Consider the following 24,001-nt stretch of genomic DNA (forward strand, 5'->3'; position numbering starts at 1 on the left):
GGTTAACAAATCGACAAGCACCCCCAGGCTAATGTGCCTGACCTGACATTTGGGGGCGGCCGATGGACTGGCTTGGCGATGTGGTCAGACAAGGTGGCTCGGCGCTATGGGACGGAGGCGCGGCACTCATCCTGCCAGCACTGTTCTTTGCGGTATTGGCGGTGCTGGTCAAGAAGCGCGAAGCCCTGGCCGCGTTGCGGCGCGCCGCCGGCGAGATCCGGATCAACCTGGGCCTTTATCTGTTCGATACGCTGATGATGCTGCCGATCCTTGGTCTCGTCACGGGGTTCGCCCAGGCGGCGATGCAGGGCGCCGGCTTGATCCTCGTGCCGGCGGCGTTCTGGGAAACGCTGGGCCTCTATCCAACCCTGTTCATCGTGGTCTTTGCCGGCGATTTCATCGGTTACTGGCGACACCGTCTCGAGCATACCAACCTGCTTTGGCCGAGCCACGCAGTACACCACAGCGACACCGAGATGAGCTGGTCTACGCTGTTGCGCTTTCACCCGATAAATCGGCTGACCACCACGCTGATCGATTCGACATTCCTGCTGGCGCTGGGTTTCCCGGCCTGGGCGGCCGTCGCCAACGGCTTGGTGCGGCACTACTACGGCTATTTCATTCATGCCGACCTGCCCTGGACCTATGGTCCGCTGGGCAGGATCTTCGTCTCCCCGGCGATGCATCGCTGGCATCACGCCAGGGAGTACAAATATGCCGGGACCAACTTTGCCACGGTGTTCTCGGCCATTGACGTGGCGTTCGGCACCTTCTCGCTGCCCGGTCCATGCGATGTGCCCCTCGGGCTCGAAGCCGACATGGGGCAAGGCGTACGAGGGCAGCTGACCTATCCGTTTCGGCGCTGGTTCAGCGCCGCGTTCAAGCGCGGCTGAGCTGAAATACCGCTACCGTTTCGTGGTTGCCGTCGCCACCGGCTATCGGCGAAGGCACCGAAACGAGGTGGGTCCAGCCGCGCGCGATGAGGAACGCCACGACGTCTGCGATCGAGCCGACAATGGCGCCCTCGTCGGTGACGATGCCGCCCTTTCCGACATTGTCGCGACCCACCTCGAACTGTGGCTTGATCAGGATGACGGCCTCGGCCTTGGCGGCGCAGAGGGACAGCGGCACCTCCAGCACTTTCAGCACCGAGACGAAGCTGATGTCGCAGACCAAGAGCCCGATCGGCTCGCGGATCAGCTCGACCGTCAGGTCGCGGCCGTTGACGCCCTCGAGCGAGACGACCCGCGGGTCCGCTTTCACCCGCTCATGCAGCTGGTCGTGCCCGACATCGACGGCGTAGACTCTCGCCGCCCCGCGCTCCAGCAGCACCTGGGTGAAACCGCCGGTCGAGGCGCCGAGATCGAGGCAGACGCGTCCGGCCGGCTCGATGCCGCCGACCTCGAGGCCGGCCACCAGCTTCAGCGCCGCGCGCGACACATAGCGCGCCGCGGGGTCGTCGAGCGTGATGCTGTCATCTGCCGCGACCTGCTGGTTGGGTTTGCTGGCGACGACGCCGTTGACCGTCACCGTGCCACGCAGGATCGCGTCACGCGCCCGAGCCCGGCTGGGCAACAGTCCCCGAGCCTCGAGCGCCTGGTCGAGGCGGATGCGATCGCTCACGAGGCGATGAGCTTCTTGATCTTGGCGATAGCGGCTTCCTTGCCCTCGCCATAGGCGATAGTGCCTTCGAAATTGCCGTCCTTGTTGATCAGGAACACCGAGGCAGTGTGATTGACCAGGTAGAAGCCATCCGCGTCAGGTTCGGTGGTCTCGGAAGCCGCGCCGAACGACGCCTTGACCGCCGTCGTCTGCTCGTCGGAGCCGACAAGGCCGATGGTGCCGGGGAACGGGCTCAGATAGTCGGCCAACACCTGTTTGGTGTCGCGCTTGGGATCGACCGTGACGAAGATGGTGCGGAGCTGCTCGTTGCCGAGCCCCAGCTCCTGCTTCCAGACTGTCGATTCCGCCAGCGTGGTCGGGCAGACATCGGGACAGTGCGTATAGCCGAAGAACACCAGGCTCGGCGTGCCCTTGAGGCTCGCCTCGGTGAAGGCGCCGCCAAGCGTCGATTCCATGGTGAACGGCTTGCCGGTCACCCCGAGCGGCGCCGAGGGCGGCCGGAAGATGAACAAAGCCGTGGCGCCGAGCGCGGCCACTACGACCAGCGTCCAGAGGATGATGCGGAAGCGCGCCAGCGCCGGTGAGGAAGTGTCGGCCATGGTTCCTGCCCAGATGAGTTGGCGCCTTATAGCGCCAGCCGGCACAGCTTGGCGCGTGTCATTGTCGCGCACTCACCGAGGCGTGAAGGCTTATTGCGGGTCGAGCGGCTCGGTACCGGTGGGCTGGCCGTTGCGCAGGGTGATCTTTTCGATCCGCATCTCGGCCTGCTTCAGCAGTGCCTCGCAATGCGCCTTCAACGCCTCGCCGCGCTCATAGATGGCGATCGACTCGGCCAGCGGCGCCTGGCCGCTTTCGAGCTTGCCGACAATGCCCTCGAGTTCGCGCAACGCCGCCTCGAAGCTCATCAGCTTGATATCGTCGGCGGTGGCGGGGGAATCGGACATGGCAGTTCCTTCGATGGGCCTCGTTGCTAGCTGGTGGCCATCAACATTTCAACATGCGCGGCGGCGCCGGTGGCGAGCCCGTGTCGGTCGTAGCCACCTTCCAGCATGGAAACCAGCCGTCCCTCGCACAGCCGCTCGGCCACATCCACCAGCCGCTCGGTGACCCAGGCAAAATCCTCGGGGTGCCAGTTGAGTCCGGCCAGCGGATCGCGATAGTCGGCGTCGAAGCCGGCGGAGACCAGCAGGAAATCCGGCCGGAACGCCTCCAGCGCCGGCAGGATCCGCTCGGTATACGCGGCGCGCATCTCCGCCCCGCCGCTGCCCGCCTGAAGCGCGGCGTTGCAGATATTGCCGACGCCGGTAAAGCTCGGCGAGCCGGTACCGGGATAGAGCGGCATCTGGTGGCTCGAGGCGTAAAATACCGTCGGATCGGCCTTGAAGATGTCCTCGGTGCCATTGCCGTGGTGGACGTCGAAATCGACGATCGCCACCCGCTCGGCCCCGAACTTGCGCTGCGCCTCGCGCGCCACCACGCCGATCGAGTTGATCAGGCAGAAGCCCATCGGCCGGTCGATCTCGGCGTGGTGTCCGGGCGGGCGGACGGCGCAGAAGGCGTTACGCACTTCGCCCAGCGCCACCGCTTCGAGCGCCGCGAGCCCGCCGCCGAGCGCCGTCGACGCCGCCTCGAGCGAGCGCGACGAGATGAAGGTGTCCTCGTCGATCTGGCCGATCCCTTCGGCCGGCCTGGCCCGGGTGAGGATGCTCAGGTAGTTGGCGTCATGCACCAGCTCGGCCAGCGTCAGGTCGCCCGACGGCGCCTCGCGGCGGACCAGCCGCGCGAAGCGGTCGGCGCTCAGCGCCTCCTCGACCGCCCGGATGCGATCGGGCCGTTCGGGGTGCCCGGTTGGGGTGGCGTGGCTTTCGAAATTGGGCTGGGAGACGAGAAGAGTGGCCATGGGCTCGGGAACTGTCGCTGCGCCAATAGCTTGACGTTGTGCTCACCAGCTTGTCAAACCTCGCGCCATGGCCAGCGCCGTTCATTCCCACTCCGATCTGCCCGAGCTCGCAGCGCGACTGCGCGCCGGCGACCTCGTCGCCTTCCCTACTGAGACGGTCTATGGGCTGGGCGCCGACGCGACCAATTCCGATGCGGTGCTGAAGATTTATGAGACCAAGGGGCGGCCGCGCTTCAATCCGCTGATCGTCCACGTCGCCGATCTCGCCATGGCCGAGCGCTTCGTGAGCTTCAGCCCGATGGCCCACAAGCTCGCGGAATTCTGGCCCGGTCCGCTCACCCTGGTACTGCCGAAGCGCCCGGAAGCCGGGCTTTCCGACCTGGTCACCGCGGGTCTCGATACTGTTGGCATCCGCATCCCGAACCATCCGCTGGCTCTGGAGCTGATCCGCGCTGCCGGCCGGCCACTGGCCGCACCCTCTGCCAATCGCTCCGGCAAGCTGTCGCCGACCACCGCCGCGCAGGTCGAGCGTTCCTTCAACGGCGCCGTGCCAGTGCTCGAAGGTGGCGCCTCACAGGCCGGGGTGGAGTCGACCATCCTGGCGGTGGAGGGTGACGTGGTGACGCAGCTGCGCGCCGGCGCCCTGCCGCGCGACGAGGTCGAGGCGGCAATCGGCCGGCCGGTGGCGGTGGCGAGACACGATGCGGCAATTGCCGCGCCCGGCATGCTGGCGAGCCACTACGCGCCAAACGCCACCCTGCGCCTCGATGCCGAGCGGGCGGAGGCGGGGGAGACCTGGCTCGGCTTCGGACCCGGTCCTGATGGCGCCAACCTGTCGCCGAGCGGCGACCTGCGCGAGGCCGCCCGCAACCTGTTTGCCATGCTGCACCAGCTCGATGAAGGCGCCACCCGCATCGCCGTGGCGCCAATCCCACGCAGGGGGCTCGGCGAAGCGATCAACGATCGGCTGAAACGGGCCGCGGCGCCGCGAGGCTGACGCGTCACTCAAGTTGTGTCTGTGGAGGTGCCCCACCCACTGAGTCATCCCCGCGAAAGCGGGGACCTCCGTTTGCGATGGTGCCACGGCCAAGAAAACAGAGGTTCCCGCTTTCGCGGGAATGACCCGGTGAAGTAAGCGAGACGGCGGATCATCTCGTCCGTCCGCGAAGTGCCTCTAGTTGTCCCGCACCTTGTATGGCTTCTGGTCGCGCCAGAAGCGCATCAGGCTTTCGAGGTCGGGGTCGCCCTGTTCGGGCAGCACCACCCTGAGCGTGGCATAGAGGTCGCCAGCGCCGTGCAGGCCCTTGCCCTTGAGCCGCAGCGCCTTGGCCGTGTTGACCGAGGGCGGCAGGTTCAGTTCGGCTGAGCCATCGAGAGTGGGGACGCGCACCTTGCCGCCCAGCACCGCCTCATAGAGCGTGATCGGCACATCGACGCGCAGGTCCGCACCATCGCGGCGGAACTGCTTGTGGCGTTCGAACTTCACCGTGACGATGGCATCGCCCGGCGCGCCGCCATACGGCGATGGGTGGCCCTGGCCCTTGAGCCGGATCTGCTGGCCTTCCTCGACCTTTTCGGGAAGCTTGACGTTCAGCACCTTGCCGGTCGGCATGCGCAGCGGCACGCTGCCGGCGGCCTGCGCTTCCTCGAGCGTCACCGTGACGGTGGCGTTGATGTCTTCGCCGCCCATCCCAGTGGTGCGGCCGCCCTGGAAGCCGCCGCTCGATGCACCGGTGAACGGATCCCAGCTCTGGCTGCCGCCGGCGCCGCGCGTCGGCCCGCGCTGCTGGCCGCCGAAGCCGGACATGAATTCCTTGAGGATGTCCTCGGCCGAAAAGCCGCCTGCGCCGGCCCCTGCACCGGGGCGTGCGCCGCCGCCCGCGCCACGGCTGAAGCCGGCAAAGCGGGGGTTGCCGTCGGCGTCGATCTCGCCGCGGTCGTAGCTGGCGCGCTTGTCCTTGTCGCTGAGAAAATCATAGGCCGACGAGACCTCGGCGAACTTCGCGTGGGCCTTCGGGTCGTCCTGGTTCTGGTCGGGGTGATGCGCCTTGGCGAGCTTGCGATAGGCGGACTTGAGGTCTTTTTCGGTGACGGACCTCGGCACCCCGAGCACGGTATACGGGTCGCGCATGGGTTCCTTCAATTCGGGGCGGGTTGGGATTTGCTTTCGCGGCCCGCGCCATCCTATATGGCCATGCGCTCCGGGCTTGTCCAGACTGGCGCGTTACGAGGGTAAAACCATGCCGGCAACGACACTTACCGAGCGGCTGTTCGACGATTCCGATACTGCGCCGATCGATCCCTGCTCGCTGTTCGAGGAGTGGTTCGCCGCGGCTCAGGAAAGCGAACCCAACGATCCGCACGCCATGGCGCTGGCGAGCGTCGATGCCGACGGTCTGCCGGATGTGCGCATGGTGCTGCTCAACCAGCGCGATAGCAGAGGCTTCTGTTTTTTCACCAATTTCGAGAGCGACAAGGGCCGCGAGCTGCTGGCGCATCCGAAGGCCGCCTTCGTCATGCACTGGAAGACGCTGCGCCGGCAGATCCGGGTGCGTGGGCCGGTGGAAGTGGTCGCCGACAAGGAGGCCGACGCCTATTTCGCGACGCGTGCCCGGGTCAGCCAGATCGGCGCCCATGCGTCCAAGCAGTCACGGCCGCTCGCCAACCGCTATGCCCTGCTCGAGCGGGTCGAGACCCTGAAGAAGAGTTTTCGCGAAGACGAGCCAGTGAATCGGCCGACCTACTGGTCGGGCTTCCGGGTCATCCCGCAGGTGATGGAATTCTGGCAGGATGGCGCCAACCGCCTGCACGATCGGGTGCGCTTCACCCGCGCCCTGCCGGATGGCGCCTGGAGCCGGCAGCGGCTCTACCCGTAAATACTGAGCGCCGGCAATTGCCCGGTGCTTGCCAATAACGCCACGATTATCGCAACATGCCGGGCGCGTTGGGGGGGTGGCGTGGCCAGTATTACAACAATGTTTGGTGATGCGAGGATCAGTCGCGTCCCGGCCAAGTTCACCGGTACGCGCGCCGAACTGTTCTGGCGGCTGGTCCGCGGCTACCTCCTGATGTTCCCGACCCTCGGCCTCTATCGCTTCTGGGTCACCACCGTGAAGCGCCAGTTCTACTGGCACAACACCAGCATCGACGGCGATGCTCTCGAATACACCGGCACGCCGTTGCAGCTGCTGATCGGCTTTCTGATCGCGCTGGCGGTCTTCCTGCCGCTCTACATCGTCTTCTTCTACCTCTCGACCCAGGTCGGGGCTGTAGTGATGGTCGGCTATGGCATCGTCGCGACGTTGTTCTGGTTCCTGTTCGGCTATGCCAGCTATCGCGGGCGCGACTTCCGGCTGTCGCGCACGCTGTGGCGCGGCATCCGCTTCGACCAGAAGGGCAATGCCTGGGTCTATGCGACGCGGCAATTCCTGTGGTCGCTGCTGGTCGTCGTCACCGCCGGGCTCGCCTACCCGTTCATGTCCGCCGACCTCTGGCGCTACCGCTACAGCAACACCTGGTACGGTGATCGGCAGTTCAGCTTCACCGGCAGCTGGCGCACCATTGCCGGCCCGTTCTACCGCGCCTATGCGGTCGCCGCAGTAAGCGCTGTCGCCGTGGCGATCCGGTTTGTGGCCTCAGGCCCGGAGACGGCGATCCTGTTGCTGCTGGCGATTCCCGTCGGTTTTGCCTGTTTCTTTTACTATCGTGCCCGCGAGAGCAGCCGGATGTTCTCCGAGGTGCATCTGGGCGCAGCGCGCCTCCGCGTCGAGATCAAGGCGCGCGCCCTGGCGCTGCAGTTCGCGGCCTATTCCGGCATGCTGGTGGTGGCATTCGTCATCATCGGCCTCGTCGGCTTCCTCGTCACCCTGGTGATACAGGGCCAGTTCGATTTCACCTCGCTCGCCGGCATCGCCCGGGCTGGGTGGATCGGCGTGGCGCTGGCGCTTGGCGGCTATCTGGTGAGCCTCGCGACGCTGGGCCTGATGGCCGAGGTGTATCTCGATTGCGGCTACTGGATGCTGGTGGCTCGCGGCGCCACCATCACCGGCCTCGAGAGCCTCAGCACCGTCCGGGCCGGCGACGAAGACAAGGCGCTGGCCGGCGAGGGCCTCGCCGATGCGCTCAACGTGGGGTCGTTCTGATGGAGATGGAGCCGGTCGGACGCTACTATGACGGGCTTGTGGCGGCCCGCCGCTACGTCACCTTCGCGTTGACCCGCGATGCCGCGCCGGCAGAGCTCATCATTGCCGATCGCGACACCCGCGAAGAGATCGACCGCTGGCCGGTCGACGCGCTGTTCGAGGTGACCGGGCTCGGCGATGAATTGCGGCTCGGTGCCACCGGCCGACCCTATGGCGCACGCCTGCGTGTACCGGCCGGCGAGTGGAACACGGCGTTGCGCGAAGCCATCCCCGGCCTCGGCCGGCGCGCGCAGCTCGAGCGTGGGCAACAGCGGCGCGTCCTCGGGATCGCGGTGGCGGCGCTTGCCTCGGTGATCGCCGCCTACGTGTTCGGGGTCCCCGTGCTGGCTGACAGTGTCACCCCGCTGGTGCCGCCGACCTGGGAGACCCGGCTCGGCGAGGGGGCTCGGATGCAGATCGAGGGCATGCTGAGCAACGGCGTCGGTTTCCAGGCTTGCGGTTCGGAGTTCAGTCAGGCGAACCGGGCCATCGACCGCTTCGCTGCCAGTGTGATGGCGGAAACCGGTTCGCCCTTCACCCCCAGGGTGACGGTGGTCCGCTCGCCGCTGACCAACGCCTTCGCGTTGCCCGGCGGCCAGGTGTACTATTTCTCCGGCCTGCTCGAGCGGACCGAAACCGCCGATGAGTTCGCCGGCGTCCTGGCGCATGAGCTGGGTCACGTGGTGCACCGGCACGGCATGGAGATGCTGATCGAGAGCTCGGCGACGGGCCTGCTGGTCGGCTTCGTGCTCGGCGACATGACCAACCTGTCGGTTGCTGCGGCTGCCGGCGCGACGCTGATCGACAGCCGCTTCTCGCGCGAGGCGGAACATGAGGCCGACGCCTTTGCCGGCGCTGCCGGCAACCGCCTCGGCTTTTCGCCGCTGGCGCTGGCGACCCTGCTCGAGCGGATCGCGGCAGATAACACGATGAGCCGCACGCTGGCTTTGCTCAACACCCATCCCTTGACCGACGAGCGGCGGGCTGCGCTCGAAGCGTTCGAGGTTGCGCCCACCACCACCCGCCCGGCCTTCTCCGAGGCCGAATGGCAGGCGATCAAGGCGATGTGCTAGAGCTTCAAGAAGAGCCTGTCCCCGCGAAGGCGGGGATTGCGGACTTTTCCACCTCGAAAGCGCGACCAAGTCAAAGACCTCGAGCGTTTCTTTGAAACGCTCTGGCATCTCACCGATTTCAACGAAGCGGTGAGATGCTCCAGGCCGCGGCCCTCAACAACTTTCTTCTGCGAGGCTTTGCACGAAGCGCCGCGCCGTGCTTATCCCTTAGCTCTGTTGCAGTACCGGCCGGCACGATGCGCATTCTCATCCGCACCTCGAAATGGGCAATCTGGGCCCGGCGCTTCGGCAGCCTGGCGCTGCCGCTGACCATCATCCCGGTGCTGCTGCACCGCGAACAGCTGATCACCAGTTCCGACTTCGCCGTCATCGAAGCGGTAGCGGCGGGAGTAGCGGCGCTGGCCATCTTCCTGGCGCTGGGCGCTTTCGGACGGCTGTGGATGACCGGCGACCAGGGTTGGAGCAAGGCCGGCTGGGGCCTGTTCTTCGGCATCGTCTGCCTCTTGCCCTTCGCCTATCTCGGCTATGAGGCGATGCGCTACCCGATGGTCAACGAGGTGACGACCGATATCGCCGACCCGCTGCCGCTGCTCTCGCCGGTGCGCGTCGCGCCCACCAGCGCGCCGCTGCGGGCCGAGATCGCCGCCACCTTCCCCAACGTCCAGGCCCGTACCTACCCCATCGATGCCACCGAGATGTTCGCCATTGTCGACGATCTGGTCGAGGCCCGCGGCTGGGATGTGCGCACCCGCCGCGCCCCGCCGACGGCGCTCGATATCGGCCAGATCAACGCCATTGCGGTGACGCTGTTCGGCTGGCGCGACGAGGTGGCGATCCGGGTGACCGGTACGGCGCAGGGCTCGGTCATCGACATGCGCTCGGTGCCGCTCGGCGGCTTCCACGATTTCGGCGAGAACGGCAAGCGGATCGAGGAATTCCTCCTCGCGCTCGACCAGAAGATCACCCTGACGCTGCGCGATGCGCCGCAGGCGCCGGCAGCGCCCGACACCGAAACCCCGCCGCCGCCCGAAGGCGAGCCGGATGATGACGCCGAGTAGGCTGGCCGAGTACAACAGATCATCGAACGCGCTGGCGGGCTGCGCAATTTTGCCACCGCAGCTCGACCAAACTCACCGGGGAGGTGGGAAGTTTGGCGGTCGTTCACCGCAACGATGACGCCCTTGCTTACGCGCGCGACGGAAACAGCGTCGTGCCGAACGGGCCGTAGGTGGCGCCGATCAGGCCGCGATCGACCAGATACTCGACATGCGCCTTCAGCGTCATCAACGCCGCCCCATGCAGCGGCAGGGCCAGCTGTGGATAGATCGGCGCCAGCAGGTCGCGAATCTTGCGGGCTCCGCCGTTCACCGCCGCGACCACCTGTCGATTGCGCTCCTGCCGGTGTGCCAGCAGCGCCCGGGCATAGTCGGGCCCATCCTCGATGCTGCCGCCATGGGCCGGCGCGTAGTGCCCATAGCCGAGGCCGATCACCTTTTCGAGCGAGTGCAGGTAGTCGGCCATCGAGCCGTCGGGCACGGAAACGAGGGTCGAGTTCCAGCCCATGATGTGATCGCCGGTCAGCAGCCAGGGCGTGCCGGCGATCCCGAGGGCGAGGTGGTTGGCGCAATGCCCGGGGGTGGCGATCACCTCGAGGGTGATGCCGTCGATCGCGACGTGTTCGCCATCCTGCAGCACCCGATCCGGCACGAGGCCCCAGTCGCTTTCGCCGCCGACTGCATTGACCTCGAACAACCGCCGTGCCCGGCTGAGCCGATGCTTGCCGCCGGACCAGACCGGGGCGCCGGTAGCCGCTTTCAGCTTTGGGACCAGCGCCGAATGGTCGATATGGGTGTGGGTGAGGATGATCGCCTCCACCGGGCGACCGGCGATGGTGCTGGTCAGCGCCATCAGGTGCGCGTCGTCATCCGGGCCGGGGTCGATCACCGCCACCCGGTCATGGCCGACGATGAAGCTGTTGGTGCCCTTGAAGGTGTAGGGGCCGGCATTGGGAGCGGTGATGCGGACGAGGCCCGGAGCCACCGTCACGGGGTGGCCGGTCGCTGCGTCGAACGTCGTGTTGAAGCTCAGCGCCGGCGGCTGGCCAGCCATTGCGCTCTCCCAGGCGAGCGACTAGTAATCGGCGCTAGAAATGCTCCTGTTGATGAAGGATTGGCAATGGCCTTGACGCTCACCACGCCGAACACGGTTCTCGGCGTGCTTTCGCCCAAGTCGCAGTCGGCTCGCCTCGTGGCAAACCTCGTCACCGTGGTGCTTGGCTCGCTGGTGCTGGCGCTGTCGGCCAAGATCTCGGTGCCGGTGATGCCGATCCCGGTGACGCTGCAGACCATGGCGGTCGCCGCCCTCGCTGCCGGCTTCGGCTGGCGCATCGGCGTCGCCACCGTGGCGCTCTACATCGTCCAGGGCCTCTCGGGCCTGCCGGTCTTTGCCACCGGCGGCGGCCTCGACTACATCATGCGCCCGTCCTTCGGCTTCATCCTCGGCTACCTGCCGATGGCCTACATCATCGGCCGTGCCGCGGATCTGGGCGCTTCCGGTCGCATCGTGCTGCTGTTCGGCGCGATGCTCCTCGCCGACGCGGTGCTGTTCGCTTTCGGCTTCACCTGGCTGCTGGTCGTCGCCAATGTGATCGTCCAGTCCGGCGCCACGCTGCCCGGCTGGCTCGATGCCACCAACCTCATCGGTACCGCCTGGAACGGCGCCGTGGCTCCGTTCATCCTGTGGGACGTGCTGAAGATGGCCTTCGCGGCGGTCAGCGTCGTCGGGATCTGGAAGCTGCTGCCCAAAAAGGCCTGAACGCCTCGCGAGAAATTGGAAAAAGGGCCGGTCAGTTGACCGGCCCTTGCTCTTTGTCAGTGCCCCGTAGCGCCTGAGCGCTTTCAGGAAAAGTTGTAGACTTTTCCGGTTCGAAAGCGCGACCAAATCAAAGATATTTAGTTGGTGAACACCGCCAGCGACCCGTCAGCCGCCACGCCGATGGCGATCACTTCCTCGGCCGAGGTGTTGTTGGCCTCGAGCCAGGCGTCGAGCGCCACGTTGGAACTGAGCGCCAGCTGCAGGTCGTCGATCTCGTCGGCATTGCCGCTGAGCGCGAGGTCCAGCGCAGCGGCGTTCTCGGCATTGATCCAGCCACTGATATCGTAGGTGGTGGCGTCGATATCGGTGAGGCTAGCGAGGCTGGTTTCGGTCCACTGGCTGCTCTCGATCAGCGAGATCACCACACCCAGCTCATCACCGGCCGTTAAGGACGCAGCCGCGGAGGCATTGGCGGTGAGGCTGCCAGCCGTGCTATCTTCAGTCCCGAGGCCGTCAAGTCCGAGACTGGCCGTAGCGTCGATATCGGTCGCGACTCCGAGCGACAGGCCGCTTTCGCCAGCCGAAGCGTTGCCGCCGAGCGAGACGCCGACACCGATGTCGAGCGCCAGGGCGGGCGCGCTGAGGACGCAGAGGCAGGCAAGAGCTGCGGCAAGGGTTTGAGTTTTCATGATGTTGGCTCCGTTGCAGTTAGTGCGTCGAGGAGCTTCAGGGATTCGCCCTGACACGTTCATGAGATCGTTGTCAGGCAATGGTCAGGGTCGAGAACGTATTCTGCCGAGCATGCTCCCTATCCGGTCGAATCATCGCCTGTTGCCCGCGCTCGTCTGTCTTGCGGGCCTGTTGCTCCCATCGGCCGCGTGGGCGCAGATCGACCTTGGGCTCGACCTGGGGGGCCTCGGCAGTGTCGATGTCGGCGTCGGCGGCGATGAGGGGCTGGGCGTGGACGTCGACCTCGGCGGCGACGACAGCGGGCTCGGCGTCGACCTCAACCTTGGCGGCTCGGGGGGGAGCGGGCTGGGCCTCGATCTCGAGACCGCCGGCCAACCGCTCGGACAAAAGGCGGCGCTGCAGGCGGTTCGCAGCGGCAGGGCCCTGCCGATGGAAGACATCATGCTGCGTGCCCAGCTCCTCACCGACGGCGAGATCATCGATGCGCAGTTAGTGTCGCTGCAAGATGTACTGCTGTATGAAATCAAGGCGCTGGGTAAATCCGGCGACGTGAGCGAGCTGTATTTCCTGGCCCAGACGGGTGAATATCTCGATCTGAACTGAGCGTCACATGCGCGTACTGGTTGCCGAAGACGATCGGCGCATCGCCGAGGCCCTTGCTGCCGCCCTGCAGGCGGCCGGCTTTGTTGCCGAGGTCGAATCCGACGGCGAGGAGGCCTGGTATCGCGGCGACACCGAAGAGTTCGACGCCATCATCCTCGACCTGGGGCTGCCGACGCTGGACGGCCTCACCATCCTGAAACGCTGGCGCAAGGCCGGCCGCAGCGGCCCCGTGCTGATCCTTACGGCGCGCGGGCATTGGGAGGAACGGGTCGAAGGCATCGAGGCCGGCGCCGACGACTATGTGGTCAAACCCTTCCGCATCGAGGAAGTGGTGGCGCGCATCCGCGCCATCGTCCGTCGCTCCGGCGGCTTTGCCTCATCGCGGGTGGAGATCGACGATCTGGTGCTCGATACCCGCGCCATGCAGGTGACCCGCGACGGCATCCCGATCAGCCTGAGCCCGCAGGAATACCGGCTGTTCGCCTATCTGGCGCATCAGCGCGGCCGGGTGGTGTCGCAAATGGAGATCACCGAGCACCTCTACGCGCAGGATTTCGAGCGCGAGTCCAACTCGATCGAAGTGCTGGTCGGTCGGGTGCGGCGCCGGCTCGGCACCGAGATCATCAAGACCCGTCGCGGTTTTGGCTACTATATGGGGACCCTCGAGGAATGAATCCGCGCTCGCTGCGCCTGCGCCTGCTGGGCGGCGCGGCGCTGTGGATCATCCTCGCACTGCTGGTCGCCGGTTTCGCCATCGGCTGGATGTTCACTGCCAATGTCGAGCGCTCGATGCGCGACGGGCTGACCGCCAGCCTCAACCGGCTGGTGGCCCAGATCGACCCGCTGGCCGAGGAGCCGGTGCCCGGCGATGCGCTGCCCGATCCGCGTTATGGTACGCCGCTCTCCGGCATCTACTGGCAGGTCGAAACCTCGGGATCCGAGGATTCCTGGCGTTCCCGGTCGCTGGGCGACCACGTGCTGGAAACCCGGGGGGCGGCAGCGCCGGATGGCGCCGAGCGCTTCGGCACCCTTGCCGGACCGGGCGCGCAATCGCTGTCCGCCATGGTGCGCGAGGTCAGTTTCTCGACCGACGCCGGGCCGAGAGTTTTCCGCGTCACCCTGGCCGAGGACCGAGCCTTGCTCGACGAGTCGATCCGCCGCTTCGGTGGCGACCTGATGCTGGCGCTGGCGGTGCTTGGCGTGGCGCTGATCCTCGCCGCCTGGCTGCAGGTGCAGCTCGGTTTGAAACCACTCGAGCACCTGCGTGAAGGCATCGGGGCGGTGCGGCGCGGCGAGGCGCAGAAGCTGCCGCCGCGCTACCCTGCGGAAGTCCTGCCGCTGGTCGGCGAAGTGAACGAGTTGCTGAGCCAGCAGCAGAAATCCATGGAGTTCGCCCGCGCCCGCGCCGCGGACCTGGCGCACGGGCTGAAGACCCCGCTGTCGGTGCTGCGCAACCTCGCGGCCCATATGCAGACCACCGGCCATGCCGAGGCCGGCGCACAGGTCGATGAAATCGTCGGCGAGATGGACGATCGCGTCGAATATCAGCTGCGCCTGTCGCGGCTGAGGATGCGCACCCGGGCGCACCAGCTCAGCGCGTCGTTGAACGAGGCGGTCGATCGGACCATCGCCGTGCTGAGCCGCACCCAGGAAGGCGAGGAGCTCGACTGGCAGGTGCAACTCTCCTCCGAGCTCAAGGTCGATATCGATCGGCACGACCTGATGGAGCTGGTGGGCGTGATCCTTGAGAATGCCGCCAAATGGGGCAAGTCGCGGGTGCGCGTCGAGGGCCGGCGCGATGGTGACGTTGCCGAGCTTACCATCGCCGACGATGGGCCCGGCCTCACCGAGGAGCAGATCGCCCGGCTCGGCGTGCGTGGCCAGCGCCATGATGAAAGCCGGCGCGGTTCGGGCCTCGGGCTGGCCATCGCGCTGGAAGTGGTGGCGCTCAACGCCGGCACGGTGCATTTCGCCCGCGCCGCCGAAGGCGGCCTCGCCGCGACGGTCCGGCTGCCGCTGGCTTAGAGCGCCGATCGCCACCGCCGGTGGCTGTGGGTCAGCCCGCACCGGCGGTCAGAGTTAACCCCGCGTTTCCAACCTCCTTCGAAGTCTGTGCGCTTTGGAACGAAGCCGTGAGCCTTTTCGCGTAGATCAATACGGGCCGGCCGAATGCCGGTAGTGCCAGCACGGGCTGGCCGCTCAGCGAGGAACTCGTGCTACGGCGTACGCAAACGGTCGCTTTCAAGGATGATGGCGAAATCCAGGAGGCCTTGCGCCCCGAACTGCCGCGTACCGCGGCGCAGAAGGCGGATCCGGCCGTGTTGGACAAGGTGCTCGCTGAGGTGACCTGGACGCCGCCGCCGACCCAGGCCGAACGGCGCAACCTCGACGCCTGGCGCTCCGAAGCGCTGCAGACCGTCGTTACCAATACCGATCGCCGCAAGGGCGGTGATCGCCGCAAGCCCGTGGCGCCGCCGCCGAGCACCGGCTGGCGCTGGAAGGTTCCACCCTCCCGCATCGCTCTGCTTGCCGTGGCGCTGATCGCCGGCGGCCTCGCCGCCTATCTGACCACCCAGACCAACCAGCCGGTGGCCCAGCCGGTCGCCGAGGCGGTGACAGAGGTGGTGCAGGAAGCGCGGGTGCGCGTCCTCGCCGCCAAGACCGGCCTCGGCCTCGGCCAGCGGCTGACCCCGGAATCGGTTGAGTGGGTGGATTGGCCTGCAGGCGCGGTGCGGCCCGAGTACATCACCACCGACGCCATGCCCGACGCCGTTACCAAGATGAGCGGCGCCATGGCGCGCTTCGAGTTCTTCCCCGGCGAGCCGATCCGCGCCGACAAGCTGGCGCTCGAAAGCGACGGCTACCTGTCGGCGGTGCTCGACAGCGGCACGCGCGGCGTGTCGGTCATGGTATCCGCCTCCTCGGCCTCCGGTGGCTTCATCGTCCCGAACGACCGGGTCGACGTGGTGCTGACCCGCAGCATGGGCGAGGCGGGCCCGCAGATTTCGGACACCATCCTCCGCAACGTGCGGGTGCTGGCGATCAACACCCGGCTGGGCGAAACCGGCACCACCGGCGCGGCAGCCGACCCCGAGAATCCACGGGCCGAGATCTTCGCCGACGAGGCCATCGCCACGCTGCAGCTCGATCCCGGCCAGTCCGAGGTGATCATCAACGCCTCGAGCTCGGGCCGTCTGGCCCTGGTGCTGCGCCCCTATGTCGACAGCTCCGAAGCGGCCAAGCCCGAAGACCGCAGCGCCAACCAGGCGATCCGCGTTTCGAGCCCGTTCTGGACCAGATGACGATCGGCAGGCGCCCGCTCCGCGGCCGGATCGACAACTCCCGTTAAATCGCCGTTGACCCGGCCCTGCTAGAACTTTCCCGGTTGCTTGAGAACGTTAGCACAGATGCACACCATGACGGCATACCGGGGCTTTGGCAGAACGCTGCTGTCCCAGTCACTTAGGGCAGCACTTGGCGCGGTGGTGCTGCTTGCGGCGCTCTGCGCGGGGCTGTTTCCGGCGCTGGCCCAGACGGTCAACTACGACCTCAAGACTACCTCGGTGATGCGCATCAAGCTGCCGGCCTCGCAGGCGGTGACCGTCGTCATCTCCGACGCCGTGGGCAAGATCGTCTCCGCCGACCCCGCCATCGCCGACGCGCAGCCGATCACCGACAAATCGCTATACCTCGTCGGCAAGGGCTTCGGCACCACCACCGTCAACCTGTTCTCGGCCGATGGCGCGCCGGTCGGATTGCTGGCGGTCGAAGTCGGCGTCGATACCTCCGATATCGCCCGCTCCATCCGCGACGCCATTCCCAGCTCCAACGTCAAGGTCAGCTCGGTCAACGGCCGCGTCCGGCTCGGCGGCTCGGTCACCGACGCGGTCACCATGCAGAAAGTGCTCGATATCGTCGCCCAGTACGGCAGCCCGGCGATCATCAACACCATGACGATCAGCGGTGGCCAGCAGGTCAACCTCGAAGTCCGCATCATCGAGGCCCAGCGCGACGCCGGGCGCGAACTCGGGATCCAGTGGAGTGGCGGCATCGGTGGCGTCTCGACCAGCATCAAGGGCGGCCCGAACGACCCGGTCACCAACTCCTTCGCCAGCTTCGTCACCAACATCATCTCGACCGGCGGCGGCATCAATCTCAGTGCCACCATCAAGGCACTCGAGAGCAAACACCTGGTGCGGACCCTGGCGGAGCCGAACCTGACGACGCTCTCCGGCGTCAGTGCGAGTTTCCTTGCCGGCGGCCAGGTTCCGATCCGCACACCAGATCAGAACGGCAATGCGGCGATCACCTACCGCGATTTCGGCGTGCGCCTGGTGTTCCAGCCGGTGGTGCTGGACGGCGACCGCATCCAGATCCACCTGACCCCGGAAGTCAGCGGCATCAACGGCTTCACCTCGGCCGGCGATCCGGTGTTCAACACCCGCAACCTCGATGCCACGGTGGAACTGCGCGATGGGCAGAGCTTCTCGGTGGCAGGGCTGCTGCAGAGCAATACCAACCTCAACCAGAACCAGCTGCCCTGGCTCGGCGACGTGCCCATCCTGGGCTCGCTGTTCAAGTCGTCGAGCTTCCAGAAGCACGATACCGAGCTGGTGGTGATCGTCACGCCGCGCCTGGTGCAGCCGAGCGTTCCGGGCCAGATCGCCGCGACGCCGCTCGATGCCACCCAGCCCGCCAATGACCTCGAGTTCTTCGCCCTCGGCCAGATGGAAGTAACGCCCAAGATGCTGAAGAGCTTTCAGACCGGCAACGGCGTGGTTGGCCCCTACGGCTACATCATCGACCTCAGGAGCGGCAGTTGACCCCGCTGCTCCTCAACGCGGTGCGGGCCGTGGCCATGCTTGCCGTGTGTTCGGCGCTGGTCGGCTGCGCCTATGACTACCGGCAGCGTACCGATCGGGTCGGCTACGCCGCCGGCGACGCGGTAAAGGCCAACCTGGCCCGTGAAACCACCAACCCGACCAAGGCTTCGATGTATTCCACCAAGGGGTTGGGCAAGAACGGCTCGGTCATCGTGGCGCCGGTCGAAGAGTAGCGGCAACTCCAGACGCAGGAAACGCCAGGGGCGGGGTCGAACAGACCTCCGCCCTTTGACTTTCGCCGCGCGTTGGATCAGGCGCGGGAGTCCGCCGCGGCGCGCTCCAGGATCTGGATATTGTTGGCGACCACCAGGTTGTCGGGTTCGATCTTCTGCGCCTTGCGGAAGCTCTTCAGCGCCTCGCTGAGGCTGCCGCGCAGCAGGTAGGAATAGCCGACATTGTTGTAGTACTGCGCCGTGCCGCCGGTCATCTGGTAGAGCGAAGCGTAAACCCGGTCCGACAGGTCGAACCGGCCGAGGCGGTCGTACGAGGCGCTGAGCCCGACATATCCTTCGGCCTTGTTGGGCGCCAGTTCGACCGCGCGTTTGTAGAACGCCGCCGAGTAGCCGAAATTGTCGTTGCGGAAATGCGCCCGGGCCTCGGTCAGCGCGCCTTCGGCGGTGTAGGTCTCGATATTGGAGATCTCGGCGACGGCGAGCTTGTTGCTGCCGAAGGCGCTCATTCCCGCCGAGCTGCAGCCGCTGAGCGGCAGCGCGACGATGGCTGCAGCCAGCAGCCCATGGCGAAACAACCCGCCGATCCCGTTCATTTCTCAATGCCCCCATCGAGAGGCCCGCTTCTGCGGACCTGATCTGTGGGGCAACGCTAGGCGCAGCAGGGATTACGCTTGGTAAATGTGCGCCATGCGCCGCCAATCAGGCTTAACGGTACGTTACCGCACAATGATGGGCGATGGGCTTGAGCACGAAGTCGTATTCAGCAACTCGCCAGACGCCTTGCGCATGGTGCACTGGAATGGAACTCTCAGGCACTTGCACTGTGGTTGGTGCATGTCTTGGAGTCAGCCAGGAGTACGATGGAACGGACTACCCAACAGCAGGTGAATGCCTTCGCCGTTCAGGTCACCGCCATCCATGTTTGACCATTCGACTGCCGGTTCTGCGCAAGCATGACTGCGTCTGTTGAGCCCTTGTTGCAGCGCTGCGTCTCGGTAGACCTTGAAGTCGATCCTGCCACGGCAACTGTCTTCGCCTTTGCAGCAGTGCGCCACGATACCAGCACAGCGATCCGTGCCAGAACGGGTAACATCGAAGCTGGCCTCGATCGGCTCGAGGCGGGGCTGGCAGGGGCCGCCCATGTTCTCGGCCACAACGTCATCCGACACGACCTGCCGCATCTGGTGGCGTTGCGGCCAAGGTTGGCCCAGGTTTTCGGGTCGCCAATCGATACGCTGTGGCTCAATCCGCTGGCATTTCCGCGCAACCCCTATCACCACCTGGTCAAGCACTATCACGATGGGCGGCTGCAGGCGGGTCACGTCAATGATCCGGAGCGCGATGCGCGGCTGGTGTTCGATGTGTTGGGTAATCAGCTTGCCGCCTTACGCGAGCAGAATGCGGCGCAGCCTGACGCTGTAGCGGCCTTTCACTACCTCGCGACCAGGACGGAGCGTGCAGGCGGCTTCGATGCCGTATTTAGCGAAGTTCGTGGTGCCACCGTCCCCGCTCCACAGGCCGCGCGTAGCGCCGTAGAGCGGCTGCTGATCGGGCGGGCGTGCAGGCAAGGTCTGCATGGAGTTCTCGACCGGCTCGCCAACCCGCACCAGGGTTGGCCCACCGCCTACGCCCTGTCCTGGATACTAGTCGCCGGCGGCGACTCCGTGATGCCGCCCTGGGTGCGGCTGCAGTTTCCCGATGCGGCGCGGATCGTGAAGCAGTTGCGCGATACGGCCTGTGATCGTCCCGATTGCACCTGGTGTCGCGAGCAGAGTGATCCGGTCAGGGCGCTGACGCGCTGGTTCGGTTTCGATGGCTTCCGGCCGCAGCCGGTGGACGAGATCGGGCGGCCGCTGCAGGAGCGCATCGTCGATGAGGCGATGCGGGGTGCAAGCGTCCTCGGCATCCTGCCGACGGGAACAGGAAAGTCGGTCTGTTACCAGATCCCGGCCCTGTCGAAGTTCGACAAGACCGGAGCACTGACCGTCGTCATTTCACCCCTGGTGGCCCTGATGGCCGACCAGGTGCAGGGGATGGCGCGGGCAGGCATCTCGTCGGCGGTCACCATCAACGGTATGCTCTCGATGCCTGAGCGGCAGGATGCGCTCGACAAGGTACGGATGGGCGATGCGTCGATGCTGTTGATTTCGCCCGAGCAACTGCGCAGCACCTCCGTGCGCTCAGTCCTCAAGCAGCGCGAAGTCGGGCTGTGGGTGCTGGATGAGGCGCATTGTGTTTCGAAGTGGGGTCACGATTTCCGGCCCGACTACCGCTATATCGGTCGCTTCATCAAGGAGGGTGCGGGAGACGAGCCGCCGGCGCCGGTCCTCTGCCTCACGGCCACCGCCAAGCCCGAAGTGGTGCGCGATATTCGAGAGCACTTTCAGTCGCGGCTAGGGGTCAACCTGCTGCTGCTTGATGGCGGCGCGGTGCGCACCAATCTGAGCTTTTCGGTCCGCGAGACCAATCGCGGAACGAAACTGGCCGACATCCTCGACGTGATCGAGATCAACCTGCCGCTCGAAGGAGCATCTGGCGCGATCGTCTACTGCGCCACGCGTAACGCCACGGAGCGGGTAGCGTCTTTCCTCAAGCAGCAAGGCCTGTCGGCAGAGCATTTCCACGCCGGCCTGCCGCCCGAGGCAAAGCGGAGCATCCAGGAGCGCTTCCGGGTCGGAGAGCTGCGCATTATCGCTGCCACCAATGCCTTTGGCATGGGGATCGACAAACCGGACATCCGTCTGGTGGTGCATGGCGACATCCCCGGCTCGCTTGAGAACTATCTGCAGGAGGCCGGTCGTGCCGGCCGTGACCGTCAGCACGCCAACTGCGTGTTGTTGTTCGCGGCCGATGATGTGGAGCGGCAGTTCTCGCTGTCGGCTCGGTCGCGGTTGGCCCGGCATGAGATTGCCGCCATTCTCAAGGCGCTGCGTCGGGTCGATGAGCGCACCAAAAAGACCGGCATCGTGGCGGCGACGTCGGGAGAGATCGTACGCGCCGAGCTCGATCGGGAGTTCATGCGAGAGAGCGCCACTGATGATACGCGGGTGAAAACGGCTGTCTCCTGGCTCGAAGAGGCAGCGCTGCTGTCGCGCGAAGAAAATCGCGTGCAGGTCTTTCCGTCATCGCTGTTGGTCCGCACTATGGACCAGGCCGAGGCGATCATCGCCGCAGCCAGCATCACTGAGGATCGCCGCCAGCAGCTGGCTAACATCGTCCGGCTCCTGATGAATGCACCGGTCGACCAGGGCGTCAGCACGGACGAGCTTACCGGAGTGAGTGGCCTGGGGGCGGGCGCGCTCAACAAGGCCTTGGCCGACCTCGAGACGCTGCGCATTGCGCGCAACGACATTGCGGCGACGGTGTTCGTGCATGCCGGCATTGAGGATAGCTCGCGAAACCGGTTCGAACTGGCCTCTCGGCTTGAAACCGATTTGATCGCGCTGATGCGCGAGGGCGCACCCGACGCCGAGGTCGAGACCGGCCTGCCGCTCAATCTTCAGCTCGCCTGCCAGGCATTGCGCGACAGCGGGCACGCCGGCGTTCGTCCCGATCTCGTCGAGCGTCTGGTGCGCGGCATGGCCCGCGACGGGCGCGATCAGGATGGCAGCCGCGGTAACGTGCGCCTGCGTAAGGTGTCGAACAACACGCTGGCGGTGGTGTTGCAGCGTTCTTGGCAGGTGCTGGAACAGACGGCGGCCATCCGTCGCCAGGCCGCCGAGCGGCTGCTTGCGCATCTCGTGGGTAAGGTTTCCAAGGGTATCCGCGGCAAGGACATCCAGATCGAGGCCACATTGGGCGACCTGCTCGGGGTGCTGAACGGCGATGTTCTACTGCGCTCGAGCGGCGTCCGCGACATGACCAAGCTGATGGAGCGCGCCCTGCTCTGGCTGCACGAGCAGGAGGTAGCGAGCCTGGGCAAAGGACTGACCATCTTCCGGCAGGCCATGACGGTGCACCTCAATCCGGCAGGTGGCCAGTTCACCCATAAGGATTTCATCCCGCTTGAGGAGCACTACGCCGAGCAGACGGCGCAGACCCACGTGATGGCCGCCTATGCCGAGCGCGGGCTGATCGCCATGGATGAGGCGGTGCGGCTTTCAGAGGACTACTTCGTGCTCGACCGCGACGCGTTCCTGCGCCGCTGGCTGCCCGGCAAAGGCATGGAAATGCGGCGCCAGACCACCGGCACGTCATGGAAAGCCATCGTCGAGGCCCTCGACAATCCCGTACAGCAGAAGATCGTCGCTGACGACCGCGAGCAAACCAACGTGCTGGTGCTGGCCGGTCCCGGCTCGGGCAAGACGCGGGTGCTGGTGCATCGCATCGCCTACCTGATCCGTGTGCGACGCGAGGATCCGCGAGACATCCTTGTTCTCACCTACAACCGCCATGCCGCTGCCGAGATCCGCGCGCGCCTGCGGCATCTGGTGGGCGACGATGCCAGCGCGGTGACAGTCTCGACCTGCCACGCTCTGGCGATGCGACTGGTCGGCGCGAGTTTTGCCGGATCCGACAGCGACAAGTACGATTTCGATGGCATCGTACTGGAGGCCGTAAGACAGCTGAACGGCGAAGGTCTGAGCAAAACGGAAGCCGAGGCACAACGCGAGACGCTGATCCAGGGTTACCGATGGATCCTGGTCGACGAGTACCAGGACATCGGGCCGGAGGAATATGCGCTGATCTCAGCTGTCGCTGGTCGTTCGCTTGAGGACGCGGAACTGCGCCTCAGTCTTTTCGCCGTCGGCGACGATGACCAGAATATCTACGCCTTTGCTGGCGCCTCGATCGACTTCATCCGCCGGTTTGAGGCCGACTATCGCGCCAGGCCCGAGTACCTGATCGAGAACTATCGCTCGACCGCGCACATCATTGCCGCGGCCAATGCCGTCATCGCGCCGGCCGCGTCGCGCATGAAGAACGGCCACGACATCGCCATCAACCGCAAGCGTGCCAAGGAACGCCCCGGCGGGGAAATGGCGGCCCTCGATCCGGTCGCCCAGGGACGCGTCCAGGTGCTCGATTGCCCCCTCGACGACGTCGTGCAGGCCAAGGCGGCACTGGATGAACTGCTGCGGCTCTCGCGCCTCGACCCCGAGTGGAGCTGGGCGCGAACCGCGGTCATCGCGCGAGACTGGCGACGATTGGCCCCGGTCCGGGCGCAGGCCGAGGCGATGGGGATCCCCGTCGAGCTGGCCAACGAGACCTTGCCCAGCATCTGGCGACTGCGGGAAATGCAACAGTTCGTTGCCGCCATGCGCCGGGAGCCGACGCATCTGCTGGGCATCCACGACCTGGTGGAGATGAAGAATGCCATTTCCGCCAATCGCTGGACCGACCTGATTGCCGAAGGCATCGCTGCGCTTGCACATGAGCTCAACACTAAAGCCATGCCGGTGCCCGACCTGGTGGAATGGTTTGCCGAATGGGCGCGCGACGTGCGTAGCGAGCAGCGGTCGCTGCTGCTGCTGACGGCGCACCGCGCCAAGGGGCTGGAGTTCGAAGATGTCGTCATCCTCAATGGCGGCTGGGACCGGCCATCAAAGGGCGAGGACACCGATGCGCCGCGACGCCTGTTCTATGTCGCCATGACCCGGGCCCGACGCAGTCTCACCATCATGGCCGACAACCAGCATCCGTTTGTGCCGACCGGCAATCAGCATGTGCTGCGACGCACGGCGCCACCAGTTGCGGCAAGCGCTGGCGCTTCAAGCGTCATCTACCAGGTGCCCGATTTGAAGACCGTTGACCTTTCCTGGGCGGGGCGACTTGGCGCCGGTCATGCATCGCTTGTCGCTATCGCAGCAGCCAAGGTCGGCGACACGGTCACCATTATCCACCAGGAGCAGGCATGGATCGTGCTGGACAAACAGGGCCGCTCGCTGGGCCGGATGGCAAAGAGCTGGTCTCCCCCGAACGGCCGCAGCTTCCTTGGTGGCGAGATCGGCGCTGTTGTTCGCTGGCGCAAGGCCGACAGCGACCAGGATTTTCACGGCTATCTGCGCCGCGACGAGTGGGAGGTGGTCGTACCGGAACTCGTTTTCGGCTAGCGGATCGT

The 24,001-nt window shown here is 66.0% G+C and carries 22 protein-coding genes; 14 read left to right on the top strand and 8 right to left on the bottom strand.

Annotation, left to right across the window (positions count from 1 at the left end; all coding sequences use genetic code 11):
• Positions 1–62 precede the first annotated feature (62 nt).
• Positions 63–893 (top strand): sterol desaturase family protein, encoded by an 831-nt coding sequence (locus ASC89_RS03160; protein ID WP_055873921.1) that lies wholly within the window; start codon positions 63–65, stop codon positions 891–893.
• Here the strand turns inward: ASC89_RS03160 and ASC89_RS03165 are convergent.
• The 4 genes from ASC89_RS03165 to ASC89_RS03180 all read right to left on the bottom strand — a co-directional run bounded on the left by ASC89_RS03165 (position 880) and on the right by ASC89_RS03180 (position 3,523).
• Positions 880–1,623 (bottom strand): TlyA family RNA methyltransferase, encoded by a 744-nt coding sequence (locus ASC89_RS03165; RefSeq protein ID WP_055873919.1) that lies wholly within the window; start codon positions 1,621–1,623, stop codon positions 880–882. The genes ASC89_RS03160 and ASC89_RS03165 overlap by 14 nt on opposite strands.
• A complete protein-coding gene (locus ASC89_RS03170; RefSeq protein ID WP_055873916.1) occupies positions 1,620–2,222 on the bottom strand; it encodes an SCO family protein in 603 nt (200 codons plus the stop codon). Before ASC89_RS03170 ends, ASC89_RS03165 begins: the two co-directional genes overlap by 4 nt.
• 90 nt (positions 2,223–2,312) lie before the next feature.
• Positions 2,313–2,567, bottom strand: coding sequence for an exodeoxyribonuclease VII small subunit (locus ASC89_RS03175; RefSeq protein ID WP_055873912.1), 255 nt, complete (start codon positions 2,565–2,567; stop codon positions 2,313–2,315).
• Positions 2,568–2,593: 26 nt separating this feature from the next.
• The gene (locus ASC89_RS03180; RefSeq protein ID WP_055873909.1) at positions 2,594–3,523 is read right to left on the bottom strand and encodes a histone deacetylase family protein; all 930 of its coding nucleotides are present in this window, start codon (positions 3,521–3,523) and stop codon (positions 2,594–2,596) included.
• Positions 3,524–3,590: 67 nt separating this feature from the next.
• Here ASC89_RS03180 and ASC89_RS03185 point away from each other — a divergent pair, with 67 nt between their 5' ends.
• Entirely contained in the window at positions 3,591–4,520 is a 930-nt protein-coding gene (locus tag ASC89_RS03185) for an L-threonylcarbamoyladenylate synthase (protein ID WP_055873906.1), read from the top strand.
• Positions 4,521–4,697: 177 nt separating this feature from the next.
• On the opposite strand, the gene ASC89_RS03190 is transcribed toward ASC89_RS03185, so the two are convergent.
• Positions 4,698–5,654: a DnaJ C-terminal domain-containing protein gene (locus tag ASC89_RS03190; protein WP_055873904.1), complete on the bottom strand. Its 957-nt coding sequence runs from the start codon at positions 5,652–5,654 to the stop codon at positions 4,698–4,700.
• Between the two features lie 109 nt (positions 5,655–5,763).
• Here ASC89_RS03190 and pdxH point away from each other — a divergent pair, with 109 nt between their 5' ends.
• The 4 genes from pdxH (at position 5,764) to ASC89_RS03210 (ending at position 9,835) form a co-directional block, all read left to right on the top strand.
• Positions 5,764–6,399 carry a pyridoxamine 5'-phosphate oxidase gene (gene pdxH, locus ASC89_RS03195; protein ID WP_055873901.1) on the top strand — a complete coding sequence of 212 codons (636 nt, stop codon included), beginning with the start codon at positions 5,764–5,766 and terminating at the stop codon, positions 6,397–6,399.
• An 81-nt stretch (positions 6,400–6,480) separates the two neighbouring features.
• A complete protein-coding gene (locus ASC89_RS03200) occupies positions 6,481–7,665 on the top strand; it encodes a DUF898 family protein (protein WP_156384478.1) in 1,185 nt (394 codons plus the stop codon).
• Positions 7,665–8,777, top strand: coding sequence for a M48 family metallopeptidase (locus ASC89_RS03205; protein WP_055873895.1), 1,113 nt, complete (start codon positions 7,665–7,667; stop codon positions 8,775–8,777). The genes ASC89_RS03200 and ASC89_RS03205 overlap by 1 nt, the downstream gene beginning before the upstream one ends.
• A gap of 236 nt (positions 8,778–9,013) precedes the next feature.
• Positions 9,014–9,835, top strand: a complete 822-nt coding sequence (locus ASC89_RS03210; protein WP_055873894.1) for a DUF1499 domain-containing protein — start codon at positions 9,014–9,016, stop codon at positions 9,833–9,835.
• A 127-nt stretch (positions 9,836–9,962) separates the two neighbouring features.
• On the opposite strand, the gene ASC89_RS03215 is transcribed toward ASC89_RS03210, so the two are convergent.
• Positions 9,963–10,886, bottom strand: a complete 924-nt coding sequence (locus ASC89_RS03215) for an MBL fold metallo-hydrolase (RefSeq protein WP_055994478.1) — start codon at positions 10,884–10,886, stop codon at positions 9,963–9,965.
• 66 nt (positions 10,887–10,952) lie between these two features.
• Here ASC89_RS03215 and ASC89_RS28050 point away from each other — a divergent pair, with 66 nt between their 5' ends.
• Complete coding sequence (locus ASC89_RS28050; protein ID WP_055873888.1) at positions 10,953–11,591, top strand: biotin transporter BioY; 639 nt, start codon at positions 10,953–10,955, stop codon at positions 11,589–11,591.
• Positions 11,592–11,728: 137 nt separating this feature from the next.
• Here the strand turns inward: ASC89_RS28050 and ASC89_RS03225 are convergent, their stop codons facing one another.
• Positions 11,729–12,280 carry a hypothetical protein gene (locus ASC89_RS03225; protein WP_055994480.1) on the bottom strand — a complete coding sequence of 184 codons (552 nt, stop codon included), beginning with the start codon at positions 12,278–12,280 and terminating at the stop codon, positions 11,729–11,731.
• 142 nt (positions 12,281–12,422) lie between these two features.
• Here ASC89_RS03225 and ASC89_RS03230 point away from each other — a divergent pair, with 142 nt between their 5' ends.
• The 6 genes from ASC89_RS03230 (at position 12,423) to ASC89_RS03255 (ending at position 17,940) form a co-directional block, all read left to right on the top strand.
• A complete protein-coding gene (locus ASC89_RS03230; RefSeq protein ID WP_156384479.1) occupies positions 12,423–12,884 on the top strand; it encodes a PepSY domain-containing protein in 462 nt (153 codons plus the stop codon).
• Between the two features lie 7 nt (positions 12,885–12,891).
• Positions 12,892–13,557 (top strand): response regulator transcription factor, encoded by a 666-nt coding sequence (locus ASC89_RS03235; protein ID WP_055873879.1) that lies wholly within the window; start codon positions 12,892–12,894, stop codon positions 13,555–13,557.
• Positions 13,554–14,909 (top strand): HAMP domain-containing sensor histidine kinase, encoded by a 1,356-nt coding sequence (locus ASC89_RS03240; protein ID WP_055873876.1) that lies wholly within the window; start codon positions 13,554–13,556, stop codon positions 14,907–14,909. Before ASC89_RS03235 ends, ASC89_RS03240 begins: the two co-directional genes overlap by 4 nt.
• Before the next feature lie 188 nt (positions 14,910–15,097).
• Positions 15,098–16,186, top strand: a complete 1,089-nt coding sequence (cpaB, locus tag ASC89_RS03245; protein WP_055994485.1) for a Flp pilus assembly protein CpaB — start codon at positions 15,098–15,100, stop codon at positions 16,184–16,186.
• Positions 16,187–16,300: 114 nt separating this feature from the next.
• Positions 16,301–17,707, top strand: a complete 1,407-nt coding sequence (locus ASC89_RS03250) for a type II and III secretion system protein family protein (RefSeq protein ID WP_055994948.1) — start codon at positions 16,301–16,303, stop codon at positions 17,705–17,707.
• Positions 17,704–17,940 (top strand): hypothetical protein, encoded by a 237-nt coding sequence (locus ASC89_RS03255; RefSeq protein ID WP_055994487.1) that lies wholly within the window; start codon positions 17,704–17,706, stop codon positions 17,938–17,940. Before ASC89_RS03250 ends, ASC89_RS03255 begins: the two co-directional genes overlap by 4 nt.
• A gap of 77 nt (positions 17,941–18,017) precedes the next feature.
• Here the strand turns inward: ASC89_RS03255 and ASC89_RS03260 are convergent, their stop codons facing one another.
• A complete protein-coding gene (locus tag ASC89_RS03260; protein WP_055994490.1) occupies positions 18,018–18,533 on the bottom strand; it encodes a tetratricopeptide repeat protein in 516 nt (171 codons plus the stop codon).
• Positions 18,534–18,893: 360 nt separating this feature from the next.
• On the opposite strand from ASC89_RS03260, the gene ASC89_RS03265 reads away from it, so the two are divergent.
• Positions 18,894–23,993, top strand: coding sequence for a RecQ family ATP-dependent DNA helicase (locus ASC89_RS03265; protein ID WP_055994497.1), 5,100 nt, complete (start codon positions 18,894–18,896; stop codon positions 23,991–23,993).
• The last annotated feature ends 8 nt before the right edge of the window (positions 23,994–24,001 follow it).

It is taken from the genome of Devosia sp. Root413D1 (assembly GCF_001425235.1).
In the GTDB taxonomy this organism is placed as follows: domain Bacteria; phylum Pseudomonadota; class Alphaproteobacteria; order Rhizobiales; family Devosiaceae; genus Devosia_A.

Bases quoted from the DNA above. Each gene is read 5' to 3' on its own strand.
- ASC89_RS03225 (WP_055994480.1), bottom strand. From the start codon at position 12,280: ATGAAAACTCAAACCCTTGCCGCAGCTCTTGCCTGCCTCTGCGTCCTC.
- ASC89_RS28050 (WP_055873888.1), top strand. From the start codon at position 10,953: ATGGCCTTGACGCTCACCACGCCGAACACGGTTCTCGGCGTGCTTTCG.
- ASC89_RS03235 (WP_055873879.1), top strand. From the start codon at position 12,892: ATGCGCGTACTGGTTGCCGAAGACGATCGGCGCATCGCCGAGGCCCTT.
- ASC89_RS03265 (WP_055994497.1), top strand. From the start codon at position 18,894: ATGACTGCGTCTGTTGAGCCCTTGTTGCAGCGCTGCGTCTCGGTAGAC.
- ASC89_RS03240 (WP_055873876.1), top strand. From the start codon at position 13,554: ATGAATCCGCGCTCGCTGCGCCTGCGCCTGCTGGGCGGCGCGGCGCTG.
- ASC89_RS03160 (WP_055873921.1), top strand. From the start codon at position 63: ATGGACTGGCTTGGCGATGTGGTCAGACAAGGTGGCTCGGCGCTATGG.
- ASC89_RS03205 (WP_055873895.1), top strand. From the start codon at position 7,665: ATGGAGATGGAGCCGGTCGGACGCTACTATGACGGGCTTGTGGCGGCC.
- pdxH (WP_055873901.1), top strand. From the start codon at position 5,764: ATGCCGGCAACGACACTTACCGAGCGGCTGTTCGACGATTCCGATACT.
- ASC89_RS03260 (WP_055994490.1), bottom strand. From the start codon at position 18,533: ATGAACGGGATCGGCGGGTTGTTTCGCCATGGGCTGCTGGCTGCAGCC.
- ASC89_RS03210 (WP_055873894.1), top strand. From the start codon at position 9,014: ATGCGCATTCTCATCCGCACCTCGAAATGGGCAATCTGGGCCCGGCGC.
- ASC89_RS03170 (WP_055873916.1), bottom strand. From the start codon at position 2,222: ATGGCCGACACTTCCTCACCGGCGCTGGCGCGCTTCCGCATCATCCTC.
- ASC89_RS03180 (WP_055873909.1), bottom strand. From the start codon at position 3,523: ATGGCCACTCTTCTCGTCTCCCAGCCCAATTTCGAAAGCCACGCCACC.
- ASC89_RS03215 (WP_055994478.1), bottom strand. From the start codon at position 10,886: ATGGCTGGCCAGCCGCCGGCGCTGAGCTTCAACACGACGTTCGACGCA.
- ASC89_RS03190 (WP_055873904.1), bottom strand. From the start codon at position 5,654: ATGCGCGACCCGTATACCGTGCTCGGGGTGCCGAGGTCCGTCACCGAA.
- ASC89_RS03185 (WP_055873906.1), top strand. From the start codon at position 3,591: ATGGCCAGCGCCGTTCATTCCCACTCCGATCTGCCCGAGCTCGCAGCG.
- ASC89_RS03250 (WP_055994948.1), top strand. From the start codon at position 16,301: ATGACGGCATACCGGGGCTTTGGCAGAACGCTGCTGTCCCAGTCACTT.
- ASC89_RS03175 (WP_055873912.1), bottom strand. From the start codon at position 2,567: ATGTCCGATTCCCCCGCCACCGCCGACGATATCAAGCTGATGAGCTTC.